This window comes from Cupriavidus sp. WS (assembly GCF_000395345.1).
GTDB classification, from domain to species: Bacteria; Pseudomonadota; Gammaproteobacteria; order Burkholderiales; family Burkholderiaceae; genus Cupriavidus; species Cupriavidus basilensis_B.
In genome coordinates this window covers 1-24,307 of record NZ_AQPL01000142.1, presented here as the reverse complement: position 1 = coordinate 24,307, position 24,307 = coordinate 1, and the positions used below count along the sequence as shown (strand labels likewise).

Below are 24,307 nucleotides of genomic sequence, written 5' to 3'. Positions count from 1 at the left end.
GGGCGTCCTCCCCGCCGGCGGCATCGTCCGCGTTGTCGACGTTGCCGGCCGCGGTCTCGCGCCGGGCGTCGGGCGCGAAACGCTGCTGCAGGCGGCGCCAGCCGCCGCTGATGCCGTCGCGGCGGATCCGCTGCTCGAGCGCGGCGATGGCGGCGCCGCGCGCGGGGAAGTCCGGCAGGCAGAACGGGCTCTTGAGCAGGTCGAGCAGCGCCGCGGTGTCGCCGTCCTGGTTGAGCAGGTCGAACCAGCGCATCAGCGCGGCGGCGGCGCGCGTGGTGGAGAGCTTCCAGCCGGTCTCGTCGCGCACTGGCGCGCCGGCGCGCGCGAGCAAGGCGCGCGCGCGGCGCGCCACCACGCGGTCGTGCGCGACCAGCGCCACGTGGCGCCGGCCCTGGTTGAGCCACGCCACCAGCTGGCTGGCCGCGGCCGCGGCCTCGTCCTCGAAGCGCGCGCTGCCGACCACGCGCACGCGCGGGCGCGTTTCGGGCAATGCGCGTGGCGGCGCGCGGCGCGCGGCGGGCTCGCCGGCGCCGGGCAGGCGCGCCTCGGGCCACAGCGCGAGCAGCGTGTCGTACCAGTCGCCGGGTTCCGGGCCCTCCTGCGCCGCGCCCGCTTCGGCATCGTCCGCCTGCGCGCTCCAGTCGTAGCCGATGCGCATCACCGGCACCAGTTCCGCGGCCTGGCGCAGGAACGCTGCGTCGATGGGCGTGGGCGGCGTGGGGCCGAGCCAGATGACCGGGCCGTCGACGTGCATGGCCAGCCGGTGCAGCATGCGCCGGCGCGCCGGCAGCGGGTCGTCCGGGCCGGACAGCGCCTGCCAGAACGCCATCACGATGCGCGCCTCCTCGCCGAGGAAGCGCGACGACAGATGCGCGTAGGTCCGCTCCAGCGCGCCTTGCAGCAGCGCCGCGCGGTCGTCGCCGTCGATCTCGTCGTCGCGGATGGCGTCGTCGTCGAGCCAGCGCGCGCTCAGTTCGTCGCTGACCGTGAGCAGCGTCTGCGCCAGGCCCCAGGCGGCGGCCTCGGTCTGCGCGCCGAACGCGCGCCGCAGCCAGTCCTGCGCGCGGATGGCCTGCTGCACGGCGAGCAGCCGCGCCGCGTGGCTGCGCACCGGCTGCGCCTCGGGCGGCAGGTCCAGCAGCCAGTGGCCGAGCGTGAGCACGCGCGGCAGCAGGCGCGGCGCGCCGGCCGCGCGCGCGGCCGCGTCGAGCGCCTGGCGCACGCCGGGAATCTGCGCCGCGGTGGGCACCACCACGTGCGCGGCGGCCTGCTGCCCGCCGCAGCGGTCGAGGAAGTACCAGGCCGCGGCGGCGGCCTGCGGCAGGAAGTCCGGGCCGGGCCGGAATTGCAGCGCGGTCATGAAGCTGGCGTGGCGGGAGGAGCGAAACGCCGGGCGCACGGCGACCGGTCCGCGGCGCGCGCCGCGGGCACGGACGATGCCGTCATTGGCGCCTGCGCCCGCAAGCCGGGAATGATGCCGAGAATGCCGGAAATGCCGGGAATACCCGCAGCCTTCAGTGGCCGCCGCCTTCGACGCGGGCGCGGATCTCGCGCGCGGTCTCGAGCAGGCCCTGGTAGCCGGAGCGCGCGTGCTCGGGCAGGTCGGGGTTGCCGATCAGCGCGCCGAGCGTCTCGATCACGCTGAACAGCAGGCCCCTGGCCGCCCCGCCGGCAATGCTGTTCTGCTCGACCGCGGTGTTGATATGGTCCAGCGCGTCGCTCAGGTGCTCGACGGTGGGCGATTGCTGCGGATCGGTCTTGGGAGAATGGTCGGACGTCATGGTTGGTGGCCTTGTCTGGAGCGCGTGATTCTATCTATTCTACGCGCCGCATTCCCCGGGACCTTGTTCCGGGACAGCGAAAAGCCGGATCGCAGGCACTTTCGCGGTGTGCTCGGTAATTCATACTCGAATCATGCGCGAGCCATATGCGAAGGCCGCGCGCGATTGAGAAAAGCTCTCGCGCCCATTAATACAATCACTCCACGGCACCGGCATTCCCGGGCAGAATGTCCCCCAAGTGCCACCGTGCCGGCAAGGCTTCGCGCCATGTACGGCAACGCACCGCCAGCCTGCCGGGGCCGCTATTGAATTCCAGGCAACTGGTAACATATCAGCAACATCCGCGTTGGCCGGCCATCCCGTCGCTCGGGACTGCCGGCACCGGGTAAGGCGCCCGCCCACGGGCATGCGCAAACTCGTGTAATGTAGCGGTTCGGCAAATCCCGCCTTCAAAATCAACAGAGCGAAACCAGAGGTTTTCCGCCATGAGTGAACAAATCAAGTATGTGAGCGACGCCTCCTTCGACGCCGACGTGCTCCAGTCCGACAAGCCTGTCCTGCTCGACTTCTGGGCCGAATGGTGCGGTCCGTGCAAGATGATCGCCCCGATCCTGGACGAAGTGGCCAAGGACTACGGCGAGAAGCTGCAGATCGCCAAGATCAACGTCGACGAGAACCAGCAGGTGCCGGCCAAGTTCGGCATCCGCGGTATCCCCACGCTGATCCTGTTCAAGAATGGCGCGGTGGCCGCGCAGAAGGTCGGCGCGCTGTCCAAGTCGCAGTTGACCGCATTCCTCGACGGCAATCTGTAAGACGATTGCGCGGGGCGCGGCGCCACCAGGCGCGGCCCCGTTTGTCGCCACAATCCGACGTGCGTGCGCCAGCCCTGGCGCACCGGCCGGATTGTGCTAAGATGGCACCAACAACTTCCCCGAGCGTCCGCTCATTTCTTCCCCCCTCTTTAGGTCCAGCCCGTCCGGGCGCCTCTGTACCCCTCGTCTATGCACCTGACAGAACTCAAATCGCTTCACGTGTCTGCGCTTCTCGAAATGGCCGCGACCCTCGAGATCGACAACGCACAGCGGATGCGCAAACAGGAACTGATGTTTGCCATCCTGAAGAAGCGCGCCAAGCTGGGCGAAACCATCTTTGGCGACGGCACGCTGGAAGTCCTGCCTGACGGATTTGGCTTCCTGCGCTCGCCCGAGACGTCGTACCTGGCGAGCACGGACGATATCTACATCAGCCCTTCGCAGATCCGCCGCTTCAACCTGCATACCGGCGACACCATCGAAGGCGAGGTGCGGACCCCCAAGGACGGCGAGCGCTACTTCGCGCTGGTGAAGGTGGACAAGGTCAACGGCCAGGCGCCCGAGGCGGTGAAGAACCGCATCATGTTCGAGAACCTGACGCCGCTGCATCCGAACCGGCCGCTCACGCTCGAACGCGAGATCCGCGCCGAGGAAAACATCACCGGCCGCATCATCGACATGATCGCGCCGATCGGCCGCGGCCAGCGCGCGCTGCTGGTGGCCTCGCCGAAGTCGGGCAAGACCGTGATGCTGCAGCACATCGCCCACGCGATCGCCAACAACCATCCGGAAGCCGACCTGTTCGTACTGCTGATCGACGAGCGCCCGGAAGAAGTGACCGAGATGCTGCGCTCGGTGCGCGGCGAGGTGGTGGCGTCGACCTTCGACGAACCGGCCATCCGCCACGTGCAGGTCGCCGAAATGGTGATCGAGAAGGCCAAGCGCCTGGTCGAGCTCAAGCGCGACGTGGTGATCCTGCTGGACTCCATCACGCGCCTGGCGCGCGCCTACAACACGGTGGTGCCGGCCTCGGGCAAGGTGCTGACCGGCGGCGTGGACGCCAACGCGCTGCAGCGCCCGAAGCGCTTCTTCGGCGCCGCGCGCAACCTGGAGGAAGGCGGCTCGCTGACCATCATCGCCACCGCGCTGATCGAGACCGGCAGCCGCATGGACGACGTGATCTACGAAGAGTTCAAGGGCACCGGCAACATGGAAGTGCACCTCGAGCGCCGCCTGGCCGAGAAGCGCGTCTATCCGTCGATCAACCTGAACAAGTCGGGCACGCGCCGCGAGGAGCTGCTGATCAAGCCGGAAATCCTGCAGAAGGTGTGGGTGCTGCGCAAGTTCATCTCCGACATGGACGAAGTGCAGGCGATGGAATTCATCCTCGACAAGATGAAGGCGACCAAGAACAACGCCGAGTTTTTCGATATGATGCGCAGGGGCGGCTGAGCGCTGGCCATGCCGCGCGCGGTGGCTCGCCACGGCGCGCGCGTATCGCGCAGGAGGGCGTGCCACGGCACGCCCTTCTTGCTTTGCGGCGCGCTACGAGCGCGACCTACGAGCGCAACCTGTCGGCGAAGCACGCAGTCCGAAGAACCAGGCAGGAGAACCATGTTCGGCAAACTCAGCCACTTCCTGCGGGGCCGCTCGCGCGAGCGCAAGCTCGAGCACTACGCCATCCCCGACGCATTGTGGGCGCACACGGTGGCGACGCTGCCGTTCGTGCAGCGCTACGGCGCCGCCGACCTCGCCACGCTGCGCGAGCTCGCCACGCTGTTCATCGCCGAGAAGGAATTCTCCACCGCGCACGCGCTGCCGCTGGCCGACGAGATGGTGGCCAGCGTGGCGACGCAGGCCTGCGTGCCCATCCTCAAGCTCGGCATCGAGTGGTATCGCGGCTGGCGTGGCATCGTGCTGTATCCGGGAGAGTTCATCATCCGGCGCACCGTCGAGGACGACATCGGCCTGGTGCACGGCGTGGTCGAGGAAGCCAGCGGCGAGGCCTGGGAGCACGGCCCGGTGATCCTGTCCTGGCCCGACGTGCAGGCCCCCGGCGCGGGTGCGGGCGCGCACCACGCGCATCACGCGCACCCCGACGACAGCTACAACGTGGTCATCCACGAGTTCGCCCACAAGCTCGACATGCTCGACGGCGAGCCGGACGGCGTGCCGCCGTTCTCGCGCGTGCTGCACCCGGGCGTGGACCGCGAGCAGTGGGCCGAGACGCTGCTGGGCGAATACGACCGCTTCGCCGATGCCTGCGACCGCCAGTCCGACCATGCCTGGGACCATCCCGAGCGGCTGCCGCCGGCGCTGCGCGTGATCGATCCCTACGGCTGCGAGGCGCCGAGCGAGTTCTTCGCGGTGGCATCGGAGACCTTCTTTGTCGAACCGGCCGGGCTGCGCAGGCACTGGCCGGCGCTATATGGCGCATTGGCCACGTTCTACCGCCAGGACCCGGCCGCGATGTGACGCATCTGGCCTATTTCCGGGCGCCCGGCCGACACCGGCGGCACGCTCGCAAATCTTGCCCATGTTTTTGTTTTTCTGCGATAATCCCGGTTTGTCCGTTATCGGCAAGTGGTTCGTTCGCCGCAACACTGCCAACCGGTTCGACCGGAACCCCGGAAACCCCGGCAGCGGCAGCGCGGCATGCAGCGGACTGGCTACCCAACCTGAAAGGAAGCACCATGAAAGAAGGCATTCACCCGAATTACCGCGAAGTCGTGTTCCACGACGTGTCGAACGACTTCAAGTTCGTGACCCGCTCGACGATCCAGACCCGCGACACGATCGAATACAACGGCAAGGAATACCCGCTGGCGAAGATCGAAGTCTCGTCGGAATCGCACCCGTTCTACACCGGCACCCAGAAGATCATGGACACGGCCGGCCGCGTCGAGAAGTTCCGCCAGAAGTTCGGCAGCAAGCTGGGCAAGGCCGCGGCGAAGTAATTCGCTGCGCGAGCCTGCTCGCAGCCCGGCCTCGGACGATGCTCCGGCGCCGCGCACCCAAGCAAAGAGGCAGCATCGGCTGCCTCTTTGCTTTTGCGGCCCGCGCCGCCCGGCCCTGCTTCCGCTGTCTTTGCGGCGGTCGTTCCGGCAGCTGTTCCGGCAGTCGTTTCAGTAGTCCCTTTTGCAGTCTTCGCGCCCCGCGCGCCGGCGACAGACGCAGCCAACCGCAGGCGCCCGCCCGGCCGCCACCCAGCCCTACCCATCGATGAGCGCAGCCAAGACCTCCCGAGTCCACCTCACCGCAGCCGCCACCGGCACGCTCCCGCGCGCGCTGCTGCTGGCCATCTGCATCATCTATGGCCTGGCCGGCCTGTTCGGCCGCGACCCGTGGAAGAACGAGGACGCGGCCGGCTTCGGCGTGATGTGGCAGCTGGCCACCGGCGGCGCCCAGGACTGGCTGATGCCGAACATCGTGGGCCGCCCGTACAGCGACGACGGTCCGCTGGTGTTCTGGGTCGGCGCCGCCATGATCCGCCTGTTCGGCGGCTGGCTGGGCGCGCCCGACGCCTCGCGCCTGGCCACGGCGCTGTTCTACTTCGGCACCTGCGCGCTGATCTGGTATGCCACCTACCTGCTCGGCCGCCGCGCCGAGGTGCAGCCGTTCGCCTACGTCTTCGGCGGCCAGCCCAACGCGCGCGACTACGGCCGCACGCTGGCCGACGGCGCGCTGCTGATCTTCCTGGCCTGCGTGGGCCTGGCCATGCGCGGGCACGAGACCACGCCGCAGGTCGGCCAGGTCTGCTTCGTCGCCATGAGCCTGTACGGCATGGTGCGCAGCCTGGACAAGCCGCTGCAGGGCGGGCTCTGGCTCGGCGCCGGGCTCGGCGCGCTGACGCTGTCGAGCGGGCCGATGCTGCCGGTGGTGCTGCTGCTGGCCGTGATCGCCTGCGGGCTGGCCTGCAGGCCGCTGCCGCTGCCGCGCCTGCTGCTGGCCAGCGTGCCGCTGGCGCTGGCCCTGGTGGCCGCGTGGATGGCGGTGGCCTACCTGGGCGCGGCCGACCACAACGACGCCGTGACCTTCATCCGCGAGTGGTCGCGCGACGACCGCCGCACCTACGGCGCGCCCAACGCGCTGGCGCTCAACTTCATCACGCGCAACCTGCTGCTGTTTACCTGGCCGGTGTGGCCGATCGCGTGCTGGGCGTGGCTGAGCTGGTCGGGCATGCGCCGCGCGCCGCATGTGGCGCTGCCGCTGTCGCTGCTGGTGCCGCTGGTGCTGCTGCTGTTCCTGCTGCGCCAGCCCGGCGACGTGCAGTTCATCCTGCTGCTGCCGCCGATGGCGGTGCTGGCCGCCTTCGGGCTGCCCACGCTGACGCGCGCGGCCATCAATGCGATCGACTGGTTCGCGCTGCTGTTCTTCACGATCTTCGGCGGCTTCGTCTGGTTCATGTGGATCGCCCGCACGACCGGCCAGCCGCCGCGCATCGCCGCCAACATCTACCGGCTGCTGCCGGGCTTCCAGCAGGACTTCACCGTCAGCGCGGTGGTCTACGCGCTGATCGTCACCGCGGCCTGGGTGCTGATCGTGCGCTGGCGGCTGTCGCGCGCGCCCAAGCAGATCTGGCGCCCGGTGGTGATCTCGGCCGCCGGCACCACGCTGATGTGGGTGCTGGCGATGACGCTGTGGATGCCGTCGATCAACTACGGCAAGACCTACCGCGACGTGGCGCAGGCCGCATCGATGGCGCTGCCGGCGACCTACAACTGCGTGCAGCCGATCCGCATGGGCGACGCGCAACTGGCCTCGTTCGCCTACTTCGGGCACATCCGCTTCGGCGGCCCGAGCGACGGCTGCGACATCCTGCTGCGTCACGATTCGGTGGACTACGGCGAGCCGACCAGCATCTCGCATTTTGAATGGCGGCTGGTCTGGGAAGGCCGCCGGCCGTCGGACCGCGACGAGCGCTTCCGCATGTACCGCCTCGTCGATATGTCGAAGGCGCCGCCGCCCAAGCCGGTCCTGCCGCAGCGCCGCCTGCCGCGCCGCTAGGACGCACCAACGGGGCGTGCCGTCACAACCGACGCGGACAATGCGGACAACACGCACTCAACAGCCACAGCTATCCGGCAGCGCCGCGGCGCGCCGGCCCATCGGATGAAACTGCTGCAGGATATCCGCCGCATCGGCGAACTGGCCGCGCCAGTCCTGGTCGGCCAGCTCGCGGTGATCGCCTTCGGCGTGATCGACACCATCATGTCCGGGCGCGCCTCGGCCACCGACCTCGCCGCCGTGGGGCTCGGCGGCTCGATCTACGTCACCGTCTACATCAGCCTGATGGGCGTGCTGCAGGCGCTCGCCCCGATCGCCGGGCAGTTGCACGGCGCGGGCCGCGCGGCGGAGATCGGCAGCGAAGTCAGGCAGGCGGCGTGGCTGGGCGTGGCGCTGGCGGTGCCGGGCATGCTGCTGCTGGCCTTTCCCGGGCCGCTGCTGCAGTTCGCGCAGGCGCCGCCCGAACTGGTCGAGAAGGCCACCACCTACCTGCACATCCAGGCCTTCGGCCTGCCCGCCGCGCTCGGCTTTCGCATCTACTCGGCGCTGAACAACGCGCTGTCGCGGCCGGTGATGGTGACGGTGCTGCAGATCGTCGGGCTGGCGGTGAAGATCCCGCTCAATGCCTGGTTCATCGACGGCGGCCTCGGCCTGGCGGCGATGGGCGGCCCCGGCTGCGCGCTGGCCTCGACGCTGATCAGCTGGATGTGGTGCGTCTCCGGCGTGCTGATCCTGCGGCGCAACGCGGCCTACCGGCCGCTGCAGATCTTCTCGAGCTGGGCCTGGCCGCAGGCGCGGCCGATCCGCGCGCTGCTGCGCCTGGGCGTGCCGATGGGCCTGACCTACCTGATCGAGATCACCTCGTTTACGCTGATGTCGATCTTCATCACGCGCATGGGCACGGTGGTGCTGGCCGGCCACCAGATCATCGCCAACCTCGGCGCGGTGGCCTACATGCTGCCGCTGTCGCTGGCGATCGCCACCTCCACGCTGGTGGCCCAGTCGATCGGCGCGCGCGACCTGCCCGCGGCGCGCCGCATCGCGCGGCGCGGCATCTGCCTGGCGGCGCTGCTCGCCGTCATGGTCGGCAGCCTGCTGTGGATCCTGCGCGAGCCGCTGCTGCACGCCTACGCCAAGGACCCGGCGGTGGTGCGGGCCGCCCTGCCCCTGATGCTGTTCATCGCGTTCTACCAGGCCTTCGATGCGGTCCAGGTGATGACCGCCTTCATCCTGCGCGCCTACAAGATCGCGCTGGTGCCGACGCTGATCTACGCGCTGTCGCTGTGGGGCGTGGGGCTGGGCGGCGGCTACGTGCTGGGCTTCGGCCTGATCGGCTCGCTGCCGGCCTTCACGCGCGGCGCGGCGGGCTTCTGGCTGGCCAACAGCGTGAGCCTGGCGCTGGCCGCGACGCTGCTGGTGCGCTATTTCGTCACGGTAAGCCGGCGCCCGCAGGACTGAAGCCGGCGCCGGGATAATCGCTCGCCGGCGCGCCGATAATGCGCCGCGGCGGTATCCGGCCAGCGAGGCGGGCGATTATCGGGGCACGGCCGGAGCGAATACCGCGAACGCATGCCGCGGCAGGAAATGCAGCAGGAAAAACCGAAGACGGGAAAATGCGGGCGGAAAAAGAAAAACCCGCATGGCATAACCATGCGGGTCTTGATTTGGCGGAGTGGACGGGGCTCGAACCCGCGACCCCCGGCGTGACAGGCCGGTATTCTAACCAACTGAACTACCACTCCAATACTTCTACTTGCTGCCGGCAGCGATGCCGCCGACGACAAACCGGACGTTTGGTTACGTCCGTTATCTGGCGTCCCCTAGGGGATTCGAACCCCTGTACTCACCGTGAAAGGGTGATGTCCTAGGCCTCTAGACGAAGGGGACAGAAACTTGTCTTCCGACTTGTTCCGTCTGGCGCGGCGAATATCCGGATAATCCGGTCTTCACCACACCGGGAAGTTTCGCCATGACCGCAATCGAAACTTCCGGCATTTTGGTGGAGCTAAGCGGGATCGAACCGCTGACCTCTTGCATGCCATGCAAGCGCTCTCCCAGCTGAGCTATAGCCCCAAGGCACTACGTTACTGCTGATTTACTGCTCCAGCTTGCTGCTGCTGTCGTTTCGCGTTTGTTTCTTTGTTTCAGCGAAGACAAGATTATATAAACAACCTTGCTTTTTGACAACCCCTTTTTTTAACTTTTTTCAGCGATCCGCATTACTGCGGGAATTACTACTGTTCGCTGCCGTCCGTTAAGCCCGCTTGGTTTTTGTCCGCGCTGCAGGGAGAACGAGATTATGCTCAAGTCGCGACAGGAGCGCAAGCCCCTTCCGCGACTTTCCGCAAAAAATTTCAGGCGAGGCCAGCTTGCAGCCGGCGCAGCACCGTTTCGCGGCCGAACAGCTCCAGCACCGCGTCGATGGCGGGCGTCTGCAACTGCCCCGCCACCAGCAGGCGCACCGGCATGGCCAGCTTGGGCATCTTCAGGCCGAACTCGGCCAGCACGGCCTTGAAGGCCGCGCCGATGTCCTCGCGCTTCCACTCGGCCAGCGCGCCCAGGCGCGCCGCCAGGGCCTGCAGGGCGGGCAGCACGTCGGCGTTGAGGTGCTCGGCCTTGAGCGCGGCGTCCGGCTGCGTCTCGCCGCGGTAGAACAGCAGCGCGGCCTGGGCCACGTCCTTGAGCGTGTTGGCGCGGTCCTTGACCAGGCCGATCACCGCTTCGAGGCTGGCGCCACCTTCCACCTTGCCGCCCAGCGCCTCGATGAACGGCCGGGTCAGCGCGGCCAGGCGCGCGTTGTCGCCCACCTTGATGTAGTGGTTGTTGAGCCAGGCCAGCTTTTCCGGGTTGTACTGTGCCGGCGACTTGCCCAGGTGCTCGAGGTCGAACCACTCGATGAACTGCTCGCGCGAGAAGATCTCGGCGTCGCCGTGCGCCCAGCCCAGCCGGGCCAGGTAGTTGAGCACGGCCTCGGGCAGGTAGCCTTCGTCGCGATAGCCGGTCACGGGCATGGCGCCGTGGCGCTTGCTCATCTTCTCGCCCTGCTCGTTGAGCACGGTCGGCAGGTGGGCGTAGACCGGTGGCGTGCCGCCCAGCGCGCGGATGATGTTGATCTGGCGCGGCGTGTTGTTGACGTGGTCGTCGCCGCGGATCACGTGGGTGATCTTCATGTCGAGGTCGTCGACCACCACGCAGAAATTGTAGGTGGGCGTGCCGTCGGGGCGGGCGATCACGAGGTCGTCCAGCTCGTCGTTGGCGATCTCGATGCGGCCCTTGACCGCGTCGTCCCACACCACGCTACCGCCGATCGGGTTCTTGAAGCGGATCACCGGCTGCACGCCGGCCGGCGGCGCGGGCAGCACCTTGCCCGGCTCGGGGCGCCAGAAGCCGTTGTAGCGCGGCTTCTCGCCGCGCGCGCGCTGGGCCTCGCGCAGCGCGTCGAGTTCCTCGGTGCTCATGTAGCACGGGTAGGCCAGCTCGCTGTCCAGCATCTGCCTGACCACCTCGCGGTAGCGGTCCATGCGCTGCATCTGGTAGTAGGGGCCTTCGTCGATGTCCAGATCGAGCCAGGCCATGCCTTCCAGGATCACGTCCACCGCTTCCTGGGACGAGCGCTCGACGTCGGTGTCCTCGATGCGCAGGATGAAATCGCCCTTCATGCGGCGCGCGAACGCCCAGGGGTAGAGCGCGGAGCGGATGTTGCCGAGGTGGATGAAGCCGGTGGGGCTCGGCGCGAAGCGGGTGCGGACGCGTTGTGTCATGTCGGAGCGAAACAAAAAAGCCCGCGCGCGGATGCGCGCAGGCCGGGGTGTAGGAGGGTAGGGACAGGTCATTGCTGACCCATCCCCCCCTAAGAACCGTACGTGCGAGTTTCCCCGCATACGGCTCAAGCCATTTACAAAGTGTTAGTCGAACACCGGTTTCACAACAGATCTACCGTGGTGATGGACTTGAATGTGACAGTTCGGGTGCAACAGCACACGATTTCCTAGAGCATCAGATCCCCCTAGCATGCGGGGTTCGATGTGGTGGTCTTCCCACCCGGTCTCTTTGGTCATCTTGCACTGACACACCGCACACAAGCCTCGCTGTGAGACGTACAACTTGATCCACTGTTTGCGGTGCGCCATGTTGTCCAACATGCGCTCCTGCCGCAGCGTCTCTCCGTAACGTTCATGCGCTGGATCGAAGGGATGATAGTCCCCTCGAATTTTCTTGTGCCGCTTGATTGCCGTACTTGCTAGCGAATATAACTCCATCAAGCGGCTACTGCCATCGTCTTCCGCAACCTTGGTTCCGAACACCCAATTTCGCTCCCCGACCGGTACGAAGTACTTCTTCCGCACCCAGCCAGTATCCTTCCTTGGATGTCGCCGTTTCGCCCACCGCCATAGAGCATTGAATACCTCATGCTCCACTCTTGTGAACACTGCCTTTGCTACCACTGGGCTATGGTACTGCGCCCAACCCCTCAGCATTGGGTTCAGCAGTCGAATCAAATTCTCCTGCTTGGCCGTCTTGTTGGCGCTGATGACCTCCTTCACCTTGCGGTAGAACGCTTGCGCATTCTTCTTGCTCGGTTTGATGAGCATCGTTCCCGAGTATTTCCGGAAATTCCACCCTAGGAAATCAAAGCCCTCAGCCATGCTGACGATCCGCGTCTTCTCCGTGGACAGAGAGAGCCCCCGTGTTGCTAGGAACCTCTCTACCCACGGCTTTACTTCGCTTTCTAAGACCTCCGGCGTGTTGCCGGTGATCACGAAGTCGTCCGCGTAACGCACAACATTGACCTTGAGCCGCTTCGCGTTGGTGACTCCCAGTTTTGTCCGTAAGAACTCCACCAGTTGTCGTTCCAACCCATTCAGCGCCACGTTTGCCAGAGTCGGGGAAATGATGCCCCCCTGTGGCGTTCCGGCTTCGGTCGCCTGAAACTGGCCCTGAAATACCACGCCAGCCTTCAGCCATTTCCGCAGGATCACTTTGTCCATTCGGACATTGCGCTCCAGCCAGTCATGGCTGATATGGTCAAAGCAGCCTTTGATATCCGCCTCCAACACCCATTGGGCCGAAGCCTTCTGGGATAGCGAGACAAATAGCTGGGACATGGCATCCGCAGTGGAGCGATTGATCCGGAACCCATACGAGTTTGGATCGCTCGTTCCTTCGGACACCGGCTCCAGCGCCAGCAGATACAACGCTTGCATGGCCCGATCCAACATGGTCGGAATGCCCAGAGGGCGCTCCTTCCCGTTAGATTTGGGAATGTAGACCCTCCGTAATGGCATGGGTCGATACCCCCGGCGCTTCAACCGTCCGATGGCTGCCCATCGAACTTCAGGCAAGTCCCATAGTTCGCGGTCGACGCCAGCCGTCCGCTTCCCTTGGTTCTCCGTCACCCGTCTTACCGCCGATGCTTTGGCGGCAAACGAGCGGGTCAGAGATCGTTGCAGGGCTTTCACCCTGCGCCAATCCCCTTCCTGTGTCGCCTTCGCAATTCGAATCTGCATTGCTCGGACATTCCGTTCGACGCGGCGCCAATTAATGTCGCCCCATCGCTCTGGGATGCCGGAGGGCGCAGATTCATCCTTGCGGATCAATGCTTCCATGCTGCTCTCCTATCTTGAGGATTCTCCCCAAAATCAAGAGACAACATGCCCCTTGAGGGACACATTGCCCCTCAAGGGAAGAAAATTAAACAAGCGAGTTCAGTCAGCCGTCTTGCGACGAAAGACCAGTTGGAAGTCTGCCCGCTTTCGCGTGGGGGAATGTCTCACCCCCTATCCGGACCATTACAGCCCGGCATTCGCTTTTTCCAACCTCCCATACCCGCACAGCCAACAGCGTCCCTTGCGGTTCGCCTGCCTGAGCCAAACTGCGCTCCGGCAGCCATACGGGCTTACCACGTTCCCTGCACGTTACACGACTGGGTTAGGGCCTACCTTTTCGCCGGTGGTTCATTAGCGACGTGTCCCGACGATCCAGCGGGACATCCGACCACGTACCGTTTGGTTAGTGCCTATCAGCAGCTTTGGCACTGCAATGCTTACGACGTTTATCAGCAGTTCACTTACATTACCCATACCAGCCAGCCTGGCTCCTCAACCCCATCGCTGCTTGGAGTCTCTGCCCACCATCCTCACGGAGAATGAACACCCTTGCGGGGGCTACGTTGTCAGGAGAGCTTCACACCCCACCGTTACCAGTGACGCATGTCTCCCTAGGCTACTGCTAGTCGCATAGCAGGTTCTCTATCAGAGCACCCTCGCGGGTGAGTCCGACCGAACCATAACGCGCAGAGCTTCCGCTCCGGGACCTCACTTCCTTACTTCATGTGCCCCTTTACCAGCGAGCGCTTGACGACGGCGGTCTCTTTCGAGCGCATGCCCTCGTCCCAAAGAACGTAGCGCCGACCCTAACGGGTCGGTTTAAATGCTATGTAGCAGACACGCAACAAAACAGAAGTTGCATCTCCACCCGCATCCTCCGGAGAGGGTGCGTACCGCAAAGACATCTGCCCAAAGGCAAGCGTCCCCGCCTTTGGGCAATGGCTGGAAATCCATCCAGCAAATAGCAAGCTGTGAGTTAGCCGATATGCTGGCCTTCCCACAACACATGGACTCACTCCGGCCTTGCGGCTGGGCTTGTCAAAGCAAGAGATGGTTGAGATTGGATGGTTCAGGCCGAGGCCCTCCCCTTGTCTCAACTAAGGTCGATGCTCTTAACGTAGAGCTGCCGGACACGAGAGTGCGTGTCGCACGGATCGCCGCATTATAGCAAGCGGGGGCGCGCCGCCCGGCCCCGCCGCGCGCCGGGTGCCGCCGCGCGTGGAATCATTTATGCTTTGCCCGGTCTGAAATGCTGCCGCGCCAACGCGGCGCCGGCGCCGGCGGCACATTCGCCGCGGCACCGCACCGGCTGTGACGGCCGCGGCATTTCCCCTTCCCTCACGGATCCATGCAACGACGCCATTTCCTCGGCGCGGGCGCGGCAGCGCTGCTCGCCGCCTGCTCTTTCGGCCCCAAGCCCGGGACCCTCACCGCCCAGCCGGAAACGCCGGCAGCCGCGCCGCCAGCGCCGCCGCGCCCGCTCAAGATCGGCCTGGCCCTCGGCGGGGGCGCCGCGCGCGGCTTCGCCCATATCGGGGTCATCAAGGCGCTGGAGGCGCAGGGCATCCACCCGGACCTGGTCGCCGGCACCAGCGCCGGCGCGGTGGTCGCCGCGCTCTATGCCTCGGGCATGAGCGGCTTCCAGCTCAACAAGCTGGCGCTGACCATGGACGAAGCCGCCATCGCCGACTGGGCCCTGCCCTTCGGCACCCGCTTCGGCGGCTGGCTCAAGGGCGAGGCGCTGCAGAACTACGTGAACAAGCTGGTCGGCAACCGCCCCATCGAGGCCATGAAGCTGCCGCTGGGCATCGTCGCCACCGACCTCAAGACCGGCCACGGCATCCTGTTCCGGCGCGGCAACACGGGGCAGGCGGTGCGCGCCTCCAGCAGCGTGCCCGGCGTGTTCCAGCCGGTCTCGATCCAGGGCCACGATTACGTCGACGGCGGGCTGGTGGAGCCGGTGCCGGTGGATTCCGCGCGCGTCATGGGCGCGGACTTCGTGATCGCCGTGAACATCTCCGCCGACCCGTCCAGCCAGAAGAACGGCGGCCAGAGCGGCGTGCTGCTGCAGACCACCGCCATCATGGGGCAGTCGCTCAACAAGATGGCGCTGGCGCGCGCCGACGTGGTGATCCGCCCCGACCTGCCCGACATGGGCGGCAGCGACTTCACCGCGCGCAACCGCGCCATCCTGGCCGGCGAGCAGGCCACCGCGGCCGTGCTCGCCAGCCTGCGCGACAAGCTCGCGCAGGCGCGGCTCAAGCCCGCCGGCGCGGTGGCCGCGCAATAGCGGAAACCGATCGCCGTCCGTCCGCGCGGCAAACCCGCCGCGCCATCGACGAGACCAACGGCCCGAACTTCACGGACGGCGAGGACGACGCCAACGAAAAAGGACTGCCGAGGCAGTCCTTTTTTCATCCGGTCCGGGCCGCGATCAGCCGCCGTAGAGCGTCCGGTTGCCGGCGTTCGGATCGAAGCGCTTGAGCGTCTCGACCATGTTGCCGAGGTTGTCCGCGCCGACGCCGCCCTGCAGGTTGTCGTCGATGCGGCGCGCGCCGTTGTAGCGCGTGACCCAGTACGAGGCGCGCATGTCGTCCACGCGGATCTTGCTGCCGGTGGACGGCGCGTGCACGAACTTGTTGTCGCCGATGTAGATGCCGACGTGCGAGAACGTGTGGCGCATGGTGTTGAAGAACACCAGGTCGCCGGGGCGCAGGTCGCTGGCCGCCACCGTGGTGCCGACCTGGCTCATTTCCACCGAGCGGCGCGGCAGCATGAAGCCGAACGTGTCGTTGAACACGTAGCGCACGAAGCCGCTGCAGTCGAGGCCCGATTCCGGGCTGTTGCCGCCGAAGCGGTAGCGCACGCCGATCAGCCCGAGGGCATTCATGACGAGGTCGCCGGCCTTGCTGGCGACGTGGCTGGTGGAGCTCATCATCGAGGACAGCAAGCCGCGCTTGCCTTCCGGATGCGGGTCCGAGCTGAGCTCGCTACGCGCATCGATGCGGGCGTCGGGGTCCTTGAACACCGTGTCAGCCAGCACTCCATTCGACAGAGCAGCACCGCAGGCAATGGCAATTCCAACGGCGGCGCGCGCCAGGGAATGAAGTACCGTTCGCTGCATTGGTTCTCCTGTTCAATCGGTCTTGGCCTGGCCCGGGACGACACGCCGGGCCGGCTCGAATTCAACTGGGGTGATTTCCCCCGTGGGCGGCATGCAATAAGCAGACCAGCCGCTTATGTGATGCAAAACACTCGCGCCGCTCATAAGCGGCGCGCGAACCACCCCTGAAAATACTTCTCGCCGGATGGTATAAGGTTGTCACGCGCATGTCAAAGTGCGTTACAAAATCCCCCTAAAAGGCTTTGGAATCAAGCCCATACATCGGAAGTCGCATCTGCTTTCTTGTTTATCGTATGTCAGTCCCGAGTCAACCCGGTGACATCCCGGTTTCGGCTGCACCAATTTGCGGCCCGACCGGCTCGGGCGCACCAATCTCGGCCGCCAGCATCAGCTTGCGCGTATAAGCGTGCTGCGGCGCGCCCAGCACCGCCTCGGTATCGCCCGCCTCGACCACCTCGCCGGACTTCATCACGATGACGCGATGGGCCATCGCGCGGATCACCGCCAGGTCGTGGCTGATGAACAGGTAGCTGAGGTTGTACTTGCGCTGCAACTGCGTCAGCAGCGCCAGCACCTGCTGCTGGATCGACACGTCGAGCGCCGAGGTCGGCTCGTCCAGCACCAGCACCTGCGGCTTGAGGATCAGCACGCGCGCGATCGCCACGCGCTGGCGCTGGCCGCCCGAGAACTCGTGCGGGTAGCGTCCCAGCGCGGTGCGGTCCATGCCGACCTCGCGCAGCGCCTCGGTGACGCGCTGGCGCATGGCGTCGCGCGACAGGCCGGGCTGGTGCAGGGCCAGCCCCTCCCCCACGATCTGCTCGATGGTCATGCGCGGCGACAGCGAGCCGAACGGGTCCTGGAACACCACCTGCAGGCGCGAGCGCAGCGTGCTGCGCTCGCGCCGCGAGACCTCGTCCAGGCCGCGGCCCAGGAAGCGGATGTCGCCGCCGCTGCGCCGGGTCAGGTTCAGCACGGCGTGGGCCAGCGTGGTCTTGCCCGAGCCCGACTCGCCGACGATGCCGACCGTCTCGCCCTCGCGCAGCGTGAAATCCACGTCCTTGACCGCCGCGAACTGCTCGCGGCCGAACCAGCCGGCCATGCCGCGCTTCTTGCGCGCGTAGTTCACGCACAACTGCCGGGCCTCCAGCAGCACCGGCGCCAGCGGCACCAGCGGCAGCACCTCGCGGCGCGGCCGGCTGTCGATCAGCTTGCGGGTATAGGGATGGCTTGGCGCGGCGAACACCTCGGCGGTCTTGCCGACCTCCACCAGCACGCCTTTCTCCATCACGCCCACGCGCTGGGCGAAGGCCCGCACCAGGTTGAGGTCGTGCGTGATCAGCATGACCGCCATGCCGAACTCGGCCTGGAGGTCGCGCAGCAGGTCGAGAATCTGCACGCGGATGGTGACGTCGAGCGCCGTGGTGGGCTCGTCGGCCAGCAGCAGCTTGGGCCGGCAGGCCAGCGCCATCGCGATCATGGCGCGCTGGCGCTGGCCGCCCGAGAGCTGGTGCGGGAAGCTGTCGAAGCGGTTCGCGGCGTCGCTGATGCCGGTGCGTTCGAGCAGGGCCACGGCGCGCTCGCGCGCGGCGCGGCGGTCCAGGCCCTCGTGCAGCGACAGCGTCTCCACGATCTGGTTGCCGATCGTGTAGAGCGGGTTGAGCGCCGTCATCGGCTCCTGGAAGATCATCGCGATGTCGGCGCCGCGGATGCCCCGCATCTCGCGCTCGGACACCTGCATCAGATCGCGCCCCTCGAAGCGCACCGCGCCCTGGTAGCGCGCGTCCTCCACCAGCCGCAGCATGGCCAGCGCGGTCACGGTCTTGCCCGAGCCCGATTCGCCCACCAGCGCGAAACGCTCGCCGGCGCACAGGTCGAAGCTGACGTCGCGCACCGCGCGGGTGGCATCCTCGCCCTGGCCGAACGTCACCGACAGGCGCTCGATGCACATCAGCGGGCCGCCGCCACTGCCTGGCTCGCGTGGCTTGCCCCCCTTCGCGCGGCCGCCCGCGCCGGCCTGCGGCAGCGCGCTCATGGCGTCACCTCGGCGGCGGGCGAGCCTTCGGGCGCCTTCGGCTCCGCGCGGCCGCGCAGCTGCGCCAGGCCCAGGCGGGTGTCGAAGGCGTCGCGCAGCGCGTCGCCCATGAAGGTCAGCAGCAGCAGGGTCAGCACCAGCACGGCGAAGGTCGACAGGGAGATCCACCAGGCATCGAGATTGGCCTTGCCCTGCGCCAGCAGCTCGCCCAGGCTGGGCGTGGTGGGCGGCACGCCCAGGCCGAGGAAGTCGAGGCTGGTCAGCGCCAGGATGGCCGCGCTCATGCGGAACGGCAGGAAGGTGATGACCGGCGTCAGGCTGTTGGGCAGGATGTGGCGCCACATGATCTGCACGTTCGACAGGCCGAGCGCGCGCGCCGCCTTGACGTAGTCGAGCGAGCGGTTGCGGTAGAACTCGGCGCGCACGTAGTCCGACAGGCCCATCCAGCCGAACAGCGACAGCAGGATGATCAGCAGCGCCAGGCTGGGCGTGAAGATGGAGGCGAAGATGATGAGCAGGTAGAGCTCCGGCATCGAGCTCCAGATCTCGATGGCGCGCTGGGAGATCAGGTCGAAGCGCCCGCCGAAGAAGCCCATCAGCGCGCCGGTCAGCGTGCCGATCAACACGCCGATCAGCGTCAGCGCCAGGCTGAACAGCACCGAGACGCGGAAGCCGTAGAGCAGCCGCGCCAGCACGTCGCGCCCGCGGTCGTCGGTGCCCAGCAGGTTCTCCGCCGAAGGCGGCGCCGGGTTGGGCTCCTTCGAGAAGTAGTTGAGCGTGTCGTACGAATACCGGTTGGGCGGGAACACGGCGAAGTTGCCGTTGCTGGTGATGCGGTCGCGGATGAACGGGTCGAGATAGTCGGTGCGCGTGGGGAAGTCGCCGTCGAAGGTGGTCTCGGGATAGACCTTGACGATCGGGAAATACCACTCGCCCTTGTACTTCACCACCAGCGGCCGGTCGCTCGACAGCGCTTCCGCGAACAGGCTGAGCACGAAGATGCCGATGAACAGGATCAGGCTCCAGTAGCCCAGCCGGTTGCAGCGAAAGCGCTGCCACGCGCGCTGGCGCGGCGATGGCGAATGCGGCAGGCCGCTGGACGGCGCGCGCGTGCGGAATTTCATCGGTGCACCGCCTCGAAGTGGATGCGCGGGTCGACCATCACGTAGCAGACATCGGAGATCAGCCGCGTCACCAGGCCGATCAGGGTGAACAGGTAGAGCGTGCCCAGCACGACCGGATAGTCGCGCCGCAGCACCGCCTCGTAGGACAGCAGGCCCAGGCCGTCGAGCGAGAACAGCGTCTCGATCAGCAGCGAGCCCGTGAAGAAGGCGCCGATGAAGGCCGCCGGGAAGCCGGTCACCAGCGGGATCAGCGCGTTGCGGAAGATGTGCTTCCACAGCACGCGGCGCTCGGCCAGGCCCTTGGCGCGCGCGGTCAGCACGTACTGCTTGCGGATTTCCTCGAGGAAGGCGTTCTTGGTCAGCATGGTGATGACCGCGAAGCTGCCCACCACCGAGGCGGTGATCGGCAGCACGAGGTGCCACAGGTAGTCCATCACCTTGCCCATCATCGAAAGCTGGTCCCAGTCGTCGGAGGTCAGCCCGCGCAGCGGGAACCACTGCACGAAGGTGCCGCCGCCGAACAGCACCAGCAGCAGCACGCCCAGCACGAAGCCCGGAATGGCATAACCGACCAGCACCACCATGCTGGTCACGACGTCGAAGCGGCTACCCGCGCGGATCGCCTTGGAGATGCCGAGCGGCACCGATATGAGATAGGTCAGGAAGAAGGTCCACAGGCCCAGGCTGATCGACACCGGCATCTTGGACTTCACCAGCTCCCACACGCTGCGGTGCTGGAAGTAGCTCTGCCCCAGGTCGAAGCGCGCGAAGCGCTTGAGCATGATGAAATAGCGCTCGAGCGGCGGCTTGTCGAAGCCGTACAGCGCCTGGATCTCCTTGATCTTGTCCGGGTCCACGCCGCGGCGGCCGCGGTATTCCGCGCCGCCGCCGCTGGCCTCGCCGCCGCCGCCCCGCCCCTTCATCTCCATCATCATCTGCTCGACGGGGCCGCCGGGCACGAACTGGATCACCACGAACGTCAGGGTGATGACGCCGATCAGGGTCGGGATCATCAGCAGCACGCGCTTGAACAGGTAGGCGAGCATCTCGGTTCCTTCAGTTGCCGTCCGCGCTCAGCGGGCGGGCGGCCTGGCGTCGGCGCGCCACCAGTTGCTCAGGATCCATCCCTCGGCCGTGTAGTAGTACGGCAGGCGCTGCGGATAGACCAGTTCCTTGCGGTACGCCACGCGGTGCGACGCGCTGTACCAGTTCGGCACGATGTAGTAGCCGTGCATCAGCACGCGGTCCAGCGCGCGCCCGGCGCTGACCAGGTCCTCGCGCGTGTGGGCGTGCAGCACATTGTCCACCAGGCGGTCGACCGCCGGCGACTTGAGGCCGAACAGGTTGTCGGAGCCCGGCGTGCCGGCGGCCTCGCTGTTGAAGCGGTCGCGCAGCTCGTTGCCCGGGCTCTGCGAGTCCGGGAAGCGGATCGACACCATGTCGAAATCGAAATCCTCGAGGCGCTTCTGGTACAGCGCGAAATCCGTGGTGCGCTGGTTCACCTCGATGCCCAGCTTTTCCAGGTTGCGCACGTAGGTGGTGATGACGCGGCTCATGGCGCCGCCGTCGTCCAGGAACTCGAACACGAAGGGCTCGCCCTTGGCGTTGCGCAGCGCGCCGTCCTCGTAGGTCCAGCCCGCCTGCGCCAGCAGCCGGCGCGCGGCGCGCAGGTTGTCGCGCAGCGAACGCGGCGCATCGGTGTTGGGCTGCGTGACGATGGGGCCGAACACTTCGGGCGCCAGTTGCGCGCGCAGCGGCTCGAGCAGCGCCAGCTCGCCGGGGCCGGGGCGCCCGTCGAAGGTGGCGCTGGCGGCCAGCTCGCTGTTGGAGAACCAGCTGTCGAGCCGCCGGTAGGCGCCGTAGAACAACTGGCGGTTGAGCCATTCGAAGTCCAGCGCCAGGATCAGGGCCTGCCGCACGCGCACGTCCTGGAACATCGGCTTGCGCATGTTCATCACGAAACCCTGCATGCCGGCGCCGTTGCGGTGCGGGAAATCGGTCTTGAGCAGCTCGCCGCTGGAGAAACGCTTGCCTTCGTAGCTCTTGGCCCAGCTCTTGGCCTTGTATTCCACGATGGCGTCGAACTCGCCGGCCTTGAAGGCCTCGAGCTTGGCGGTCTCGTCCTTGTAAAGGCGGTAGACCACGCGGTCGAAGTTGAAGGTGCCGCGCCGCACGGCCTGGTCGTTGCCCCAGTAGCCCGGGTCGCGCTTGAAGGTGATGCCGCGCCCGGCGTCATAGCGCTCGATCAGGTACGGGCCGCTGGCCACCGGCGCCTCGAAGGTCAGTTTCTCGAACGGCGTGGTGGCGGTCCATTTCTTCGAGAACACCGGCAGCGAGCCGACGATCAGCGGCAGCTCGATGTTGCGCTGGCGGAAATCGAAGCGCACCGTGCGCGGGTCCACCACGGTGACCGACTTCACGTCCATGCACATGCTGCGGTAGCCCGGGCTGGAAGCCTTGCTCATCAGCATGTCGTAGGAATACTTGACGTCGCTGGCCCGCACCGGGTCGCCGTTGCTGAAACGCGCCTGCGGGCGCAGGCGGAAAGTCACCGAGAGCTCGTCCGGCGCCACCGCGACGTCCTCGGCCAGCAGGCCGTAGGCGCTGGCGGTCTCGTCGGCGCTGGCGATCAGCAGCGACTCGAACATCAGCGTGTTCACGCCCGGGGCCGAGGTGCCCTTGAGCGTAAACGGGTTGAATTTGTCGAAACTGGTGCGGCGGTCGGGATTGGCCAGCGTCAGCGTGCCGCCGCGCGGGGCGTCGGGATTGACGTAGTCGAAATGGGTGAAACCGGCGGGGTACTTGAGTTCGCCATACTGCGCAAAACCGTGGGCCGCGCCGGCGGACAGGGGGAAACCCGCGGCAGCCAGGGCAAGAAGTCCACAACCCAGCACCGCAAACGTGCGCATGCGCTGCCATGCCGCCTGAAGCGGTCTACGTGCGCGAATATACATCCGGTTGGAAACCTCCGCCTGAATCGGACAAGCCGCGGCCGTCGGCGGCGCGGTCAAGTTATGAGACAATTTTACATTGGATCGGATGACACCCAGCCATCCGGACATTCCAGTACGCGGCGCAGCAGACACGCCGGCCCACGGGCTGCCGCAGCGCGGCCTTCGCGCGGGGCGCGCCGCAACCCCGGACGGCATTGCACGAATCGTGCCCGTCCGCCCCGAACATCATTGGAGAACCTATGGGATTTCTGGCAGGTAAGCGAATCCTGATCACCGGCTTGCTGTCCAACCGCTCGATTGCCTACGGCATCGCATCGGCCTGCAAACGCGAAGGCGCGGAACTCGCCTTCACCTACGTCGGCGAACGTTTCAAGGACCGCATCAACGACTTCGCCAAGGAATTCGACAGCAGCATCGTGCTCGAATGCGACGTCGCCAGCGACGAGCAGATCGCCGCCACCTTCGCCGAACTGGGCAAGCACTGGGACAAGCTCGACGGCCTGGTCCACTCGATCGGCTTCGCGCCGCGCGAGGCGATCGCCGGCGACTTCCTCGAAGGTCTCTCGCGCGAAGCGTTCCGCGTGGCCCACGACATTTCCGCCTACAGCTTCCCCGCGCTGGCCAAGGCCGCGCTGCCGATGCTGTCGGATACGGCCTCGCTGCTGACGCTGACCTACCTCGGCGCGGAACGCACGGTGCCCAACTACAACACGATGGGCCTGGCCAAGGCTTCGCTGGAAGCCAGCGTGCGCTACCTGGCCGCGTCGGTCGGCCCGCGCGGCATCCGCGCCAACGGCATCTCGGCCGGCCCGATCAAGACGCTGGCGGCTTCCGGCATCAAGGGCTTCGGCAAGCTGCTGGGCCACTTCGAGGAAGCCGCGCCGCTGCGCCGCAACGTGACCATCGAGGAAGTCGGCAACGTGGCCGCCTTCCTGCTGTCCGACCTCGCCAGCGGCGTGACCGGCGAGATCACCTACGTGGACGCCGGCTTCAACACGGTCGGCGCGAGCCTGCCCGCGGAAGCGTAAGCGGCGCGGCGGCAACGCCGCCACCACCGCAAGAAAGGGCGCGCGGCTCCGGCCGGCGCCCTTTTTTCGTTCGTGCGGCCAGCGGCCTTAGTCGCCGGCCGCAGCGCCCATGCCGCCCGCCTCGCCAAGATTGCCCGAACGCAGGTAGGCCACGACCGGCGCCCAGAACGCCTCCTGCCACTGCGGCTCGATGGCGGCGTCGTGCGGCAGCGCCGCCAGCGCGACCAGGCGCCGGGGCCCGGCGGCGGCGCGCGCCAGGCGCTCGGCATGGGAAAACGGAATCACGTCGTCGGCGCGGCTGTGGACCACCAGCACGGGCAGCCGCGAACGGCGCAGGCGCTCCTCGTTGTCCCACGGCTCGGGCAGCAGGCGCGCCATCCAGGCCGGCACGCGCCCCGTGACCACCGCCGCCGCGCGCGCCGAGGTAAAGCCGGCCGCGATCACCATGCCGGCCGGCGCCGGCCGCAGCGCCTGCGCCACGTCGAGCAGCGCGCCCGAGCCGAGCGAGAATCCCATCACATAGCGCCGCGCCGCACGCGGCGTGGCCGCCAGGAACTGGTCGTACGCCGCCATGCCGTCCTCGCGCAGGCGGCGCACGCCGGGTTTGCCGCCGCTCGCCCCGTAGCCGCTGTAGTCGAACACGCACGAGGTGATGCCGTTGCGGTACAGCAGCGCCTGCGCATGGGCCCAGTCGGAGAGGTTTTCCTCGTCGCCGTGATAGATCAGCAGCGCCGGCGCGTCGGCGCGCGGCGCCTGCACGCACGACGCGCGCAGCAGGCGCGCGCCGCTGGCGAACGCGAACTGGCGGGACGGCGCGCCGAGCCGGTCGGGCGTGAGCG

Annotated in this window: 17 protein-coding genes, 3 tRNA genes and 1 pseudogene; 8 read left to right on the top strand and 13 right to left on the bottom strand. The window is 67.0% G+C overall.

Features of this window, described 5'->3' with window-relative positions; translation table 11 throughout:
- Together K206_RS0113380 and K206_RS0113375 are read right to left on the bottom strand one after the other, a co-directional pair.
- Positions 1 to 1,360: pseudogene (locus tag K206_RS0113380) on the bottom strand (recombinase RecB); the annotation flags it as partial.
- A 154-nt stretch (positions 1,361 to 1,514) separates the two neighbouring features.
- Positions 1,515 to 1,781 (bottom strand): hypothetical protein, encoded by a 267-nt coding sequence (locus tag K206_RS0113375; protein ID WP_020202915.1) that lies wholly within the window; start codon positions 1,779 to 1,781, stop codon positions 1,515 to 1,517.
- 440 nt (positions 1,782 to 2,221) lie between these two features.
- Here K206_RS0113375 and trxA point away from each other — a divergent pair, with 440 nt between their 5' ends.
- From trxA to K206_RS0113345, 6 genes are all read left to right on the top strand, one after another.
- On the top strand, positions 2,222 to 2,593 hold the full coding sequence (trxA, locus tag K206_RS0113370; protein ID WP_369796886.1) for a thioredoxin TrxA: 372 nt from the start codon (positions 2,222 to 2,224) through the stop codon (positions 2,591 to 2,593).
- A 189-nt stretch (positions 2,594 to 2,782) separates the two neighbouring features.
- A complete protein-coding gene (gene rho / locus K206_RS0113365; RefSeq protein ID WP_029043590.1) occupies positions 2,783 to 4,045 on the top strand; it encodes a transcription termination factor Rho in 1,263 nt (420 codons plus the stop codon).
- A gap of 162 nt (positions 4,046 to 4,207) precedes the next feature.
- Positions 4,208 to 5,068, top strand: a complete 861-nt coding sequence (locus K206_RS0113360) for a M90 family metallopeptidase (protein ID WP_020202913.1) — start codon at positions 4,208 to 4,210, stop codon at positions 5,066 to 5,068.
- Positions 5,069 to 5,286: 218 nt separating this feature from the next.
- A complete protein-coding gene (locus K206_RS0113355) occupies positions 5,287 to 5,550 on the top strand; it encodes a type B 50S ribosomal protein L31 (protein WP_020202912.1) in 264 nt (87 codons plus the stop codon).
- 265 nt (positions 5,551 to 5,815) lie between these two features.
- Positions 5,816 to 7,600 carry a glycosyltransferase family 39 protein gene (locus K206_RS0113350; RefSeq protein ID WP_020202911.1) on the top strand — a complete coding sequence of 595 codons (1,785 nt, stop codon included), beginning with the start codon at positions 5,816 to 5,818 and terminating at the stop codon, positions 7,598 to 7,600.
- A gap of 105 nt (positions 7,601 to 7,705) precedes the next feature.
- Positions 7,706 to 9,058, top strand: a complete 1,353-nt coding sequence (locus K206_RS0113345; RefSeq protein ID WP_020202910.1) for an MATE family efflux transporter — start codon at positions 7,706 to 7,708, stop codon at positions 9,056 to 9,058.
- A 207-nt stretch (positions 9,059 to 9,265) separates the two neighbouring features.
- Here the strand turns inward: K206_RS0113345 and K206_RS0113340 are convergent.
- The 5 genes from K206_RS0113340 to ltrA form a co-directional block, all read right to left on the bottom strand.
- Positions 9,266 to 9,342 (bottom strand) — tRNA-Asp (locus K206_RS0113340).
- 69 nt (positions 9,343 to 9,411) lie between these two features.
- Positions 9,412 to 9,487 (bottom strand) — tRNA-Glu (locus K206_RS0113335).
- Between the two features lie 110 nt (positions 9,488 to 9,597).
- A tRNA-Ala gene (locus tag K206_RS0113330) sits at positions 9,598 to 9,673 on the bottom strand.
- A gap of 281 nt (positions 9,674 to 9,954) precedes the next feature.
- A complete protein-coding gene (gltX, locus tag K206_RS0113325) occupies positions 9,955 to 11,361 on the bottom strand; it encodes a glutamate--tRNA ligase (protein WP_020202909.1) in 1,407 nt (468 codons plus the stop codon).
- A gap of 144 nt (positions 11,362 to 11,505) precedes the next feature.
- Positions 11,506 to 13,206: a group II intron reverse transcriptase/maturase gene (ltrA, locus tag K206_RS0113320; protein WP_029043589.1), complete on the bottom strand. Its 1,701-nt coding sequence runs from the start codon at positions 13,204 to 13,206 to the stop codon at positions 11,506 to 11,508.
- Between the two features lie 1,348 nt (positions 13,207 to 14,554).
- On the opposite strand from ltrA, the gene K206_RS0113315 reads away from it, so the two are divergent.
- The gene (locus K206_RS0113315) at positions 14,555 to 15,496 is read left to right on the top strand and encodes a patatin-like phospholipase family protein (protein WP_020202907.1); all 942 of its coding nucleotides are present in this window, start codon (positions 14,555 to 14,557) and stop codon (positions 15,494 to 15,496) included.
- A gap of 144 nt (positions 15,497 to 15,640) precedes the next feature.
- On the opposite strand, the gene K206_RS0113310 is transcribed toward K206_RS0113315, so the two are convergent.
- From K206_RS0113310 to K206_RS0113290, 5 genes are all read right to left on the bottom strand, one after another.
- Positions 15,641 to 16,330 (bottom strand): C40 family peptidase, encoded by a 690-nt coding sequence (locus K206_RS0113310; protein ID WP_029043588.1) that lies wholly within the window; start codon positions 16,328 to 16,330, stop codon positions 15,641 to 15,643.
- A 307-nt stretch (positions 16,331 to 16,637) separates the two neighbouring features.
- Positions 16,638 to 18,278 (bottom strand): ABC transporter ATP-binding protein, encoded by a 1,641-nt coding sequence (locus K206_RS0113305; RefSeq protein WP_155888053.1) that lies wholly within the window; start codon positions 18,276 to 18,278, stop codon positions 16,638 to 16,640.
- Between the two features lie 80 nt (positions 18,279 to 18,358).
- Positions 18,359 to 19,486 carry an ABC transporter permease gene (locus K206_RS0113300; RefSeq protein WP_020202904.1) on the bottom strand — a complete coding sequence of 376 codons (1,128 nt, stop codon included), beginning with the start codon at positions 19,484 to 19,486 and terminating at the stop codon, positions 18,359 to 18,361.
- Positions 19,483 to 20,532, bottom strand: coding sequence for a microcin C ABC transporter permease YejB (locus K206_RS0113295; RefSeq protein ID WP_020202903.1), 1,050 nt, complete (start codon positions 20,530 to 20,532; stop codon positions 19,483 to 19,485). Before K206_RS0113295 ends, K206_RS0113300 begins: the two co-directional genes overlap by 4 nt.
- A 27-nt stretch (positions 20,533 to 20,559) precedes the next feature.
- Positions 20,560 to 22,440 (bottom strand): extracellular solute-binding protein, encoded by a 1,881-nt coding sequence (locus K206_RS0113290; RefSeq protein ID WP_029043587.1) that lies wholly within the window; start codon positions 22,438 to 22,440, stop codon positions 20,560 to 20,562.
- A 239-nt stretch (positions 22,441 to 22,679) separates the two neighbouring features.
- Here K206_RS0113290 and fabI point away from each other — a divergent pair, with 239 nt between their 5' ends.
- Complete coding sequence (gene fabI / locus K206_RS0113285; protein WP_020423770.1) at positions 22,680 to 23,468, top strand: enoyl-ACP reductase FabI; 789 nt, start codon at positions 22,680 to 22,682, stop codon at positions 23,466 to 23,468.
- An 87-nt stretch (positions 23,469 to 23,555) separates the two neighbouring features.
- On the opposite strand, the gene K206_RS38165 is transcribed toward fabI, so the two are convergent.
- A partial coding sequence (locus K206_RS38165; protein ID WP_020202900.1) for an alpha/beta hydrolase occupies positions 23,556 to 24,307 on the bottom strand: 752 nt, incomplete at its 5' end.

Coding starts and splice junctions, on each gene's coding strand:
- K206_RS0113375 (WP_020202915.1), bottom strand. CDS start 1,781: ATGACGTCCGACCATTCTCCCAAGACCGATCCGCAGCAATCGCCCACC.
- rho (WP_029043590.1), top strand. CDS start 2,783: ATGCACCTGACAGAACTCAAATCGCTTCACGTGTCTGCGCTTCTCGAA.
- K206_RS0113360 (WP_020202913.1), top strand. CDS start 4,208: ATGTTCGGCAAACTCAGCCACTTCCTGCGGGGCCGCTCGCGCGAGCGC.
- K206_RS0113355 (WP_020202912.1), top strand. CDS start 5,287: ATGAAAGAAGGCATTCACCCGAATTACCGCGAAGTCGTGTTCCACGAC.
- K206_RS0113350 (WP_020202911.1), top strand. CDS start 5,816: ATGAGCGCAGCCAAGACCTCCCGAGTCCACCTCACCGCAGCCGCCACC.
- K206_RS0113345 (WP_020202910.1), top strand. CDS start 7,706: ATGAAACTGCTGCAGGATATCCGCCGCATCGGCGAACTGGCCGCGCCA.
- gltX (WP_020202909.1), bottom strand. CDS start 11,361: ATGACACAACGCGTCCGCACCCGCTTCGCGCCGAGCCCCACCGGCTTC.
- ltrA (WP_029043589.1), bottom strand. CDS start 13,206: ATGGAAGCATTGATCCGCAAGGATGAATCTGCGCCCTCCGGCATCCCA.
- K206_RS0113315 (WP_020202907.1), top strand. CDS start 14,555: ATGCAACGACGCCATTTCCTCGGCGCGGGCGCGGCAGCGCTGCTCGCC.
- K206_RS0113310 (WP_029043588.1), bottom strand. CDS start 16,330: ATGCAGCGAACGGTACTTCATTCCCTGGCGCGCGCCGCCGTTGGAATT.
- K206_RS0113305 (WP_155888053.1), bottom strand. CDS start 18,278: ATGTGCATCGAGCGCCTGTCGGTGACGTTCGGCCAGGGCGAGGATGCC.
- K206_RS0113300 (WP_020202904.1), bottom strand. CDS start 19,486: ATGAAATTCCGCACGCGCGCGCCGTCCAGCGGCCTGCCGCATTCGCCA.
- K206_RS0113295 (WP_020202903.1), bottom strand. CDS start 20,532: ATGCTCGCCTACCTGTTCAAGCGCGTGCTGCTGATGATCCCGACCCTG.
- K206_RS0113290 (WP_029043587.1), bottom strand. CDS start 22,440: ATGTATATTCGCGCACGTAGACCGCTTCAGGCGGCATGGCAGCGCATG.
- fabI (WP_020423770.1), top strand. CDS start 22,680: ATGGGATTTCTGGCAGGTAAGCGAATCCTGATCACCGGCTTGCTGTCC.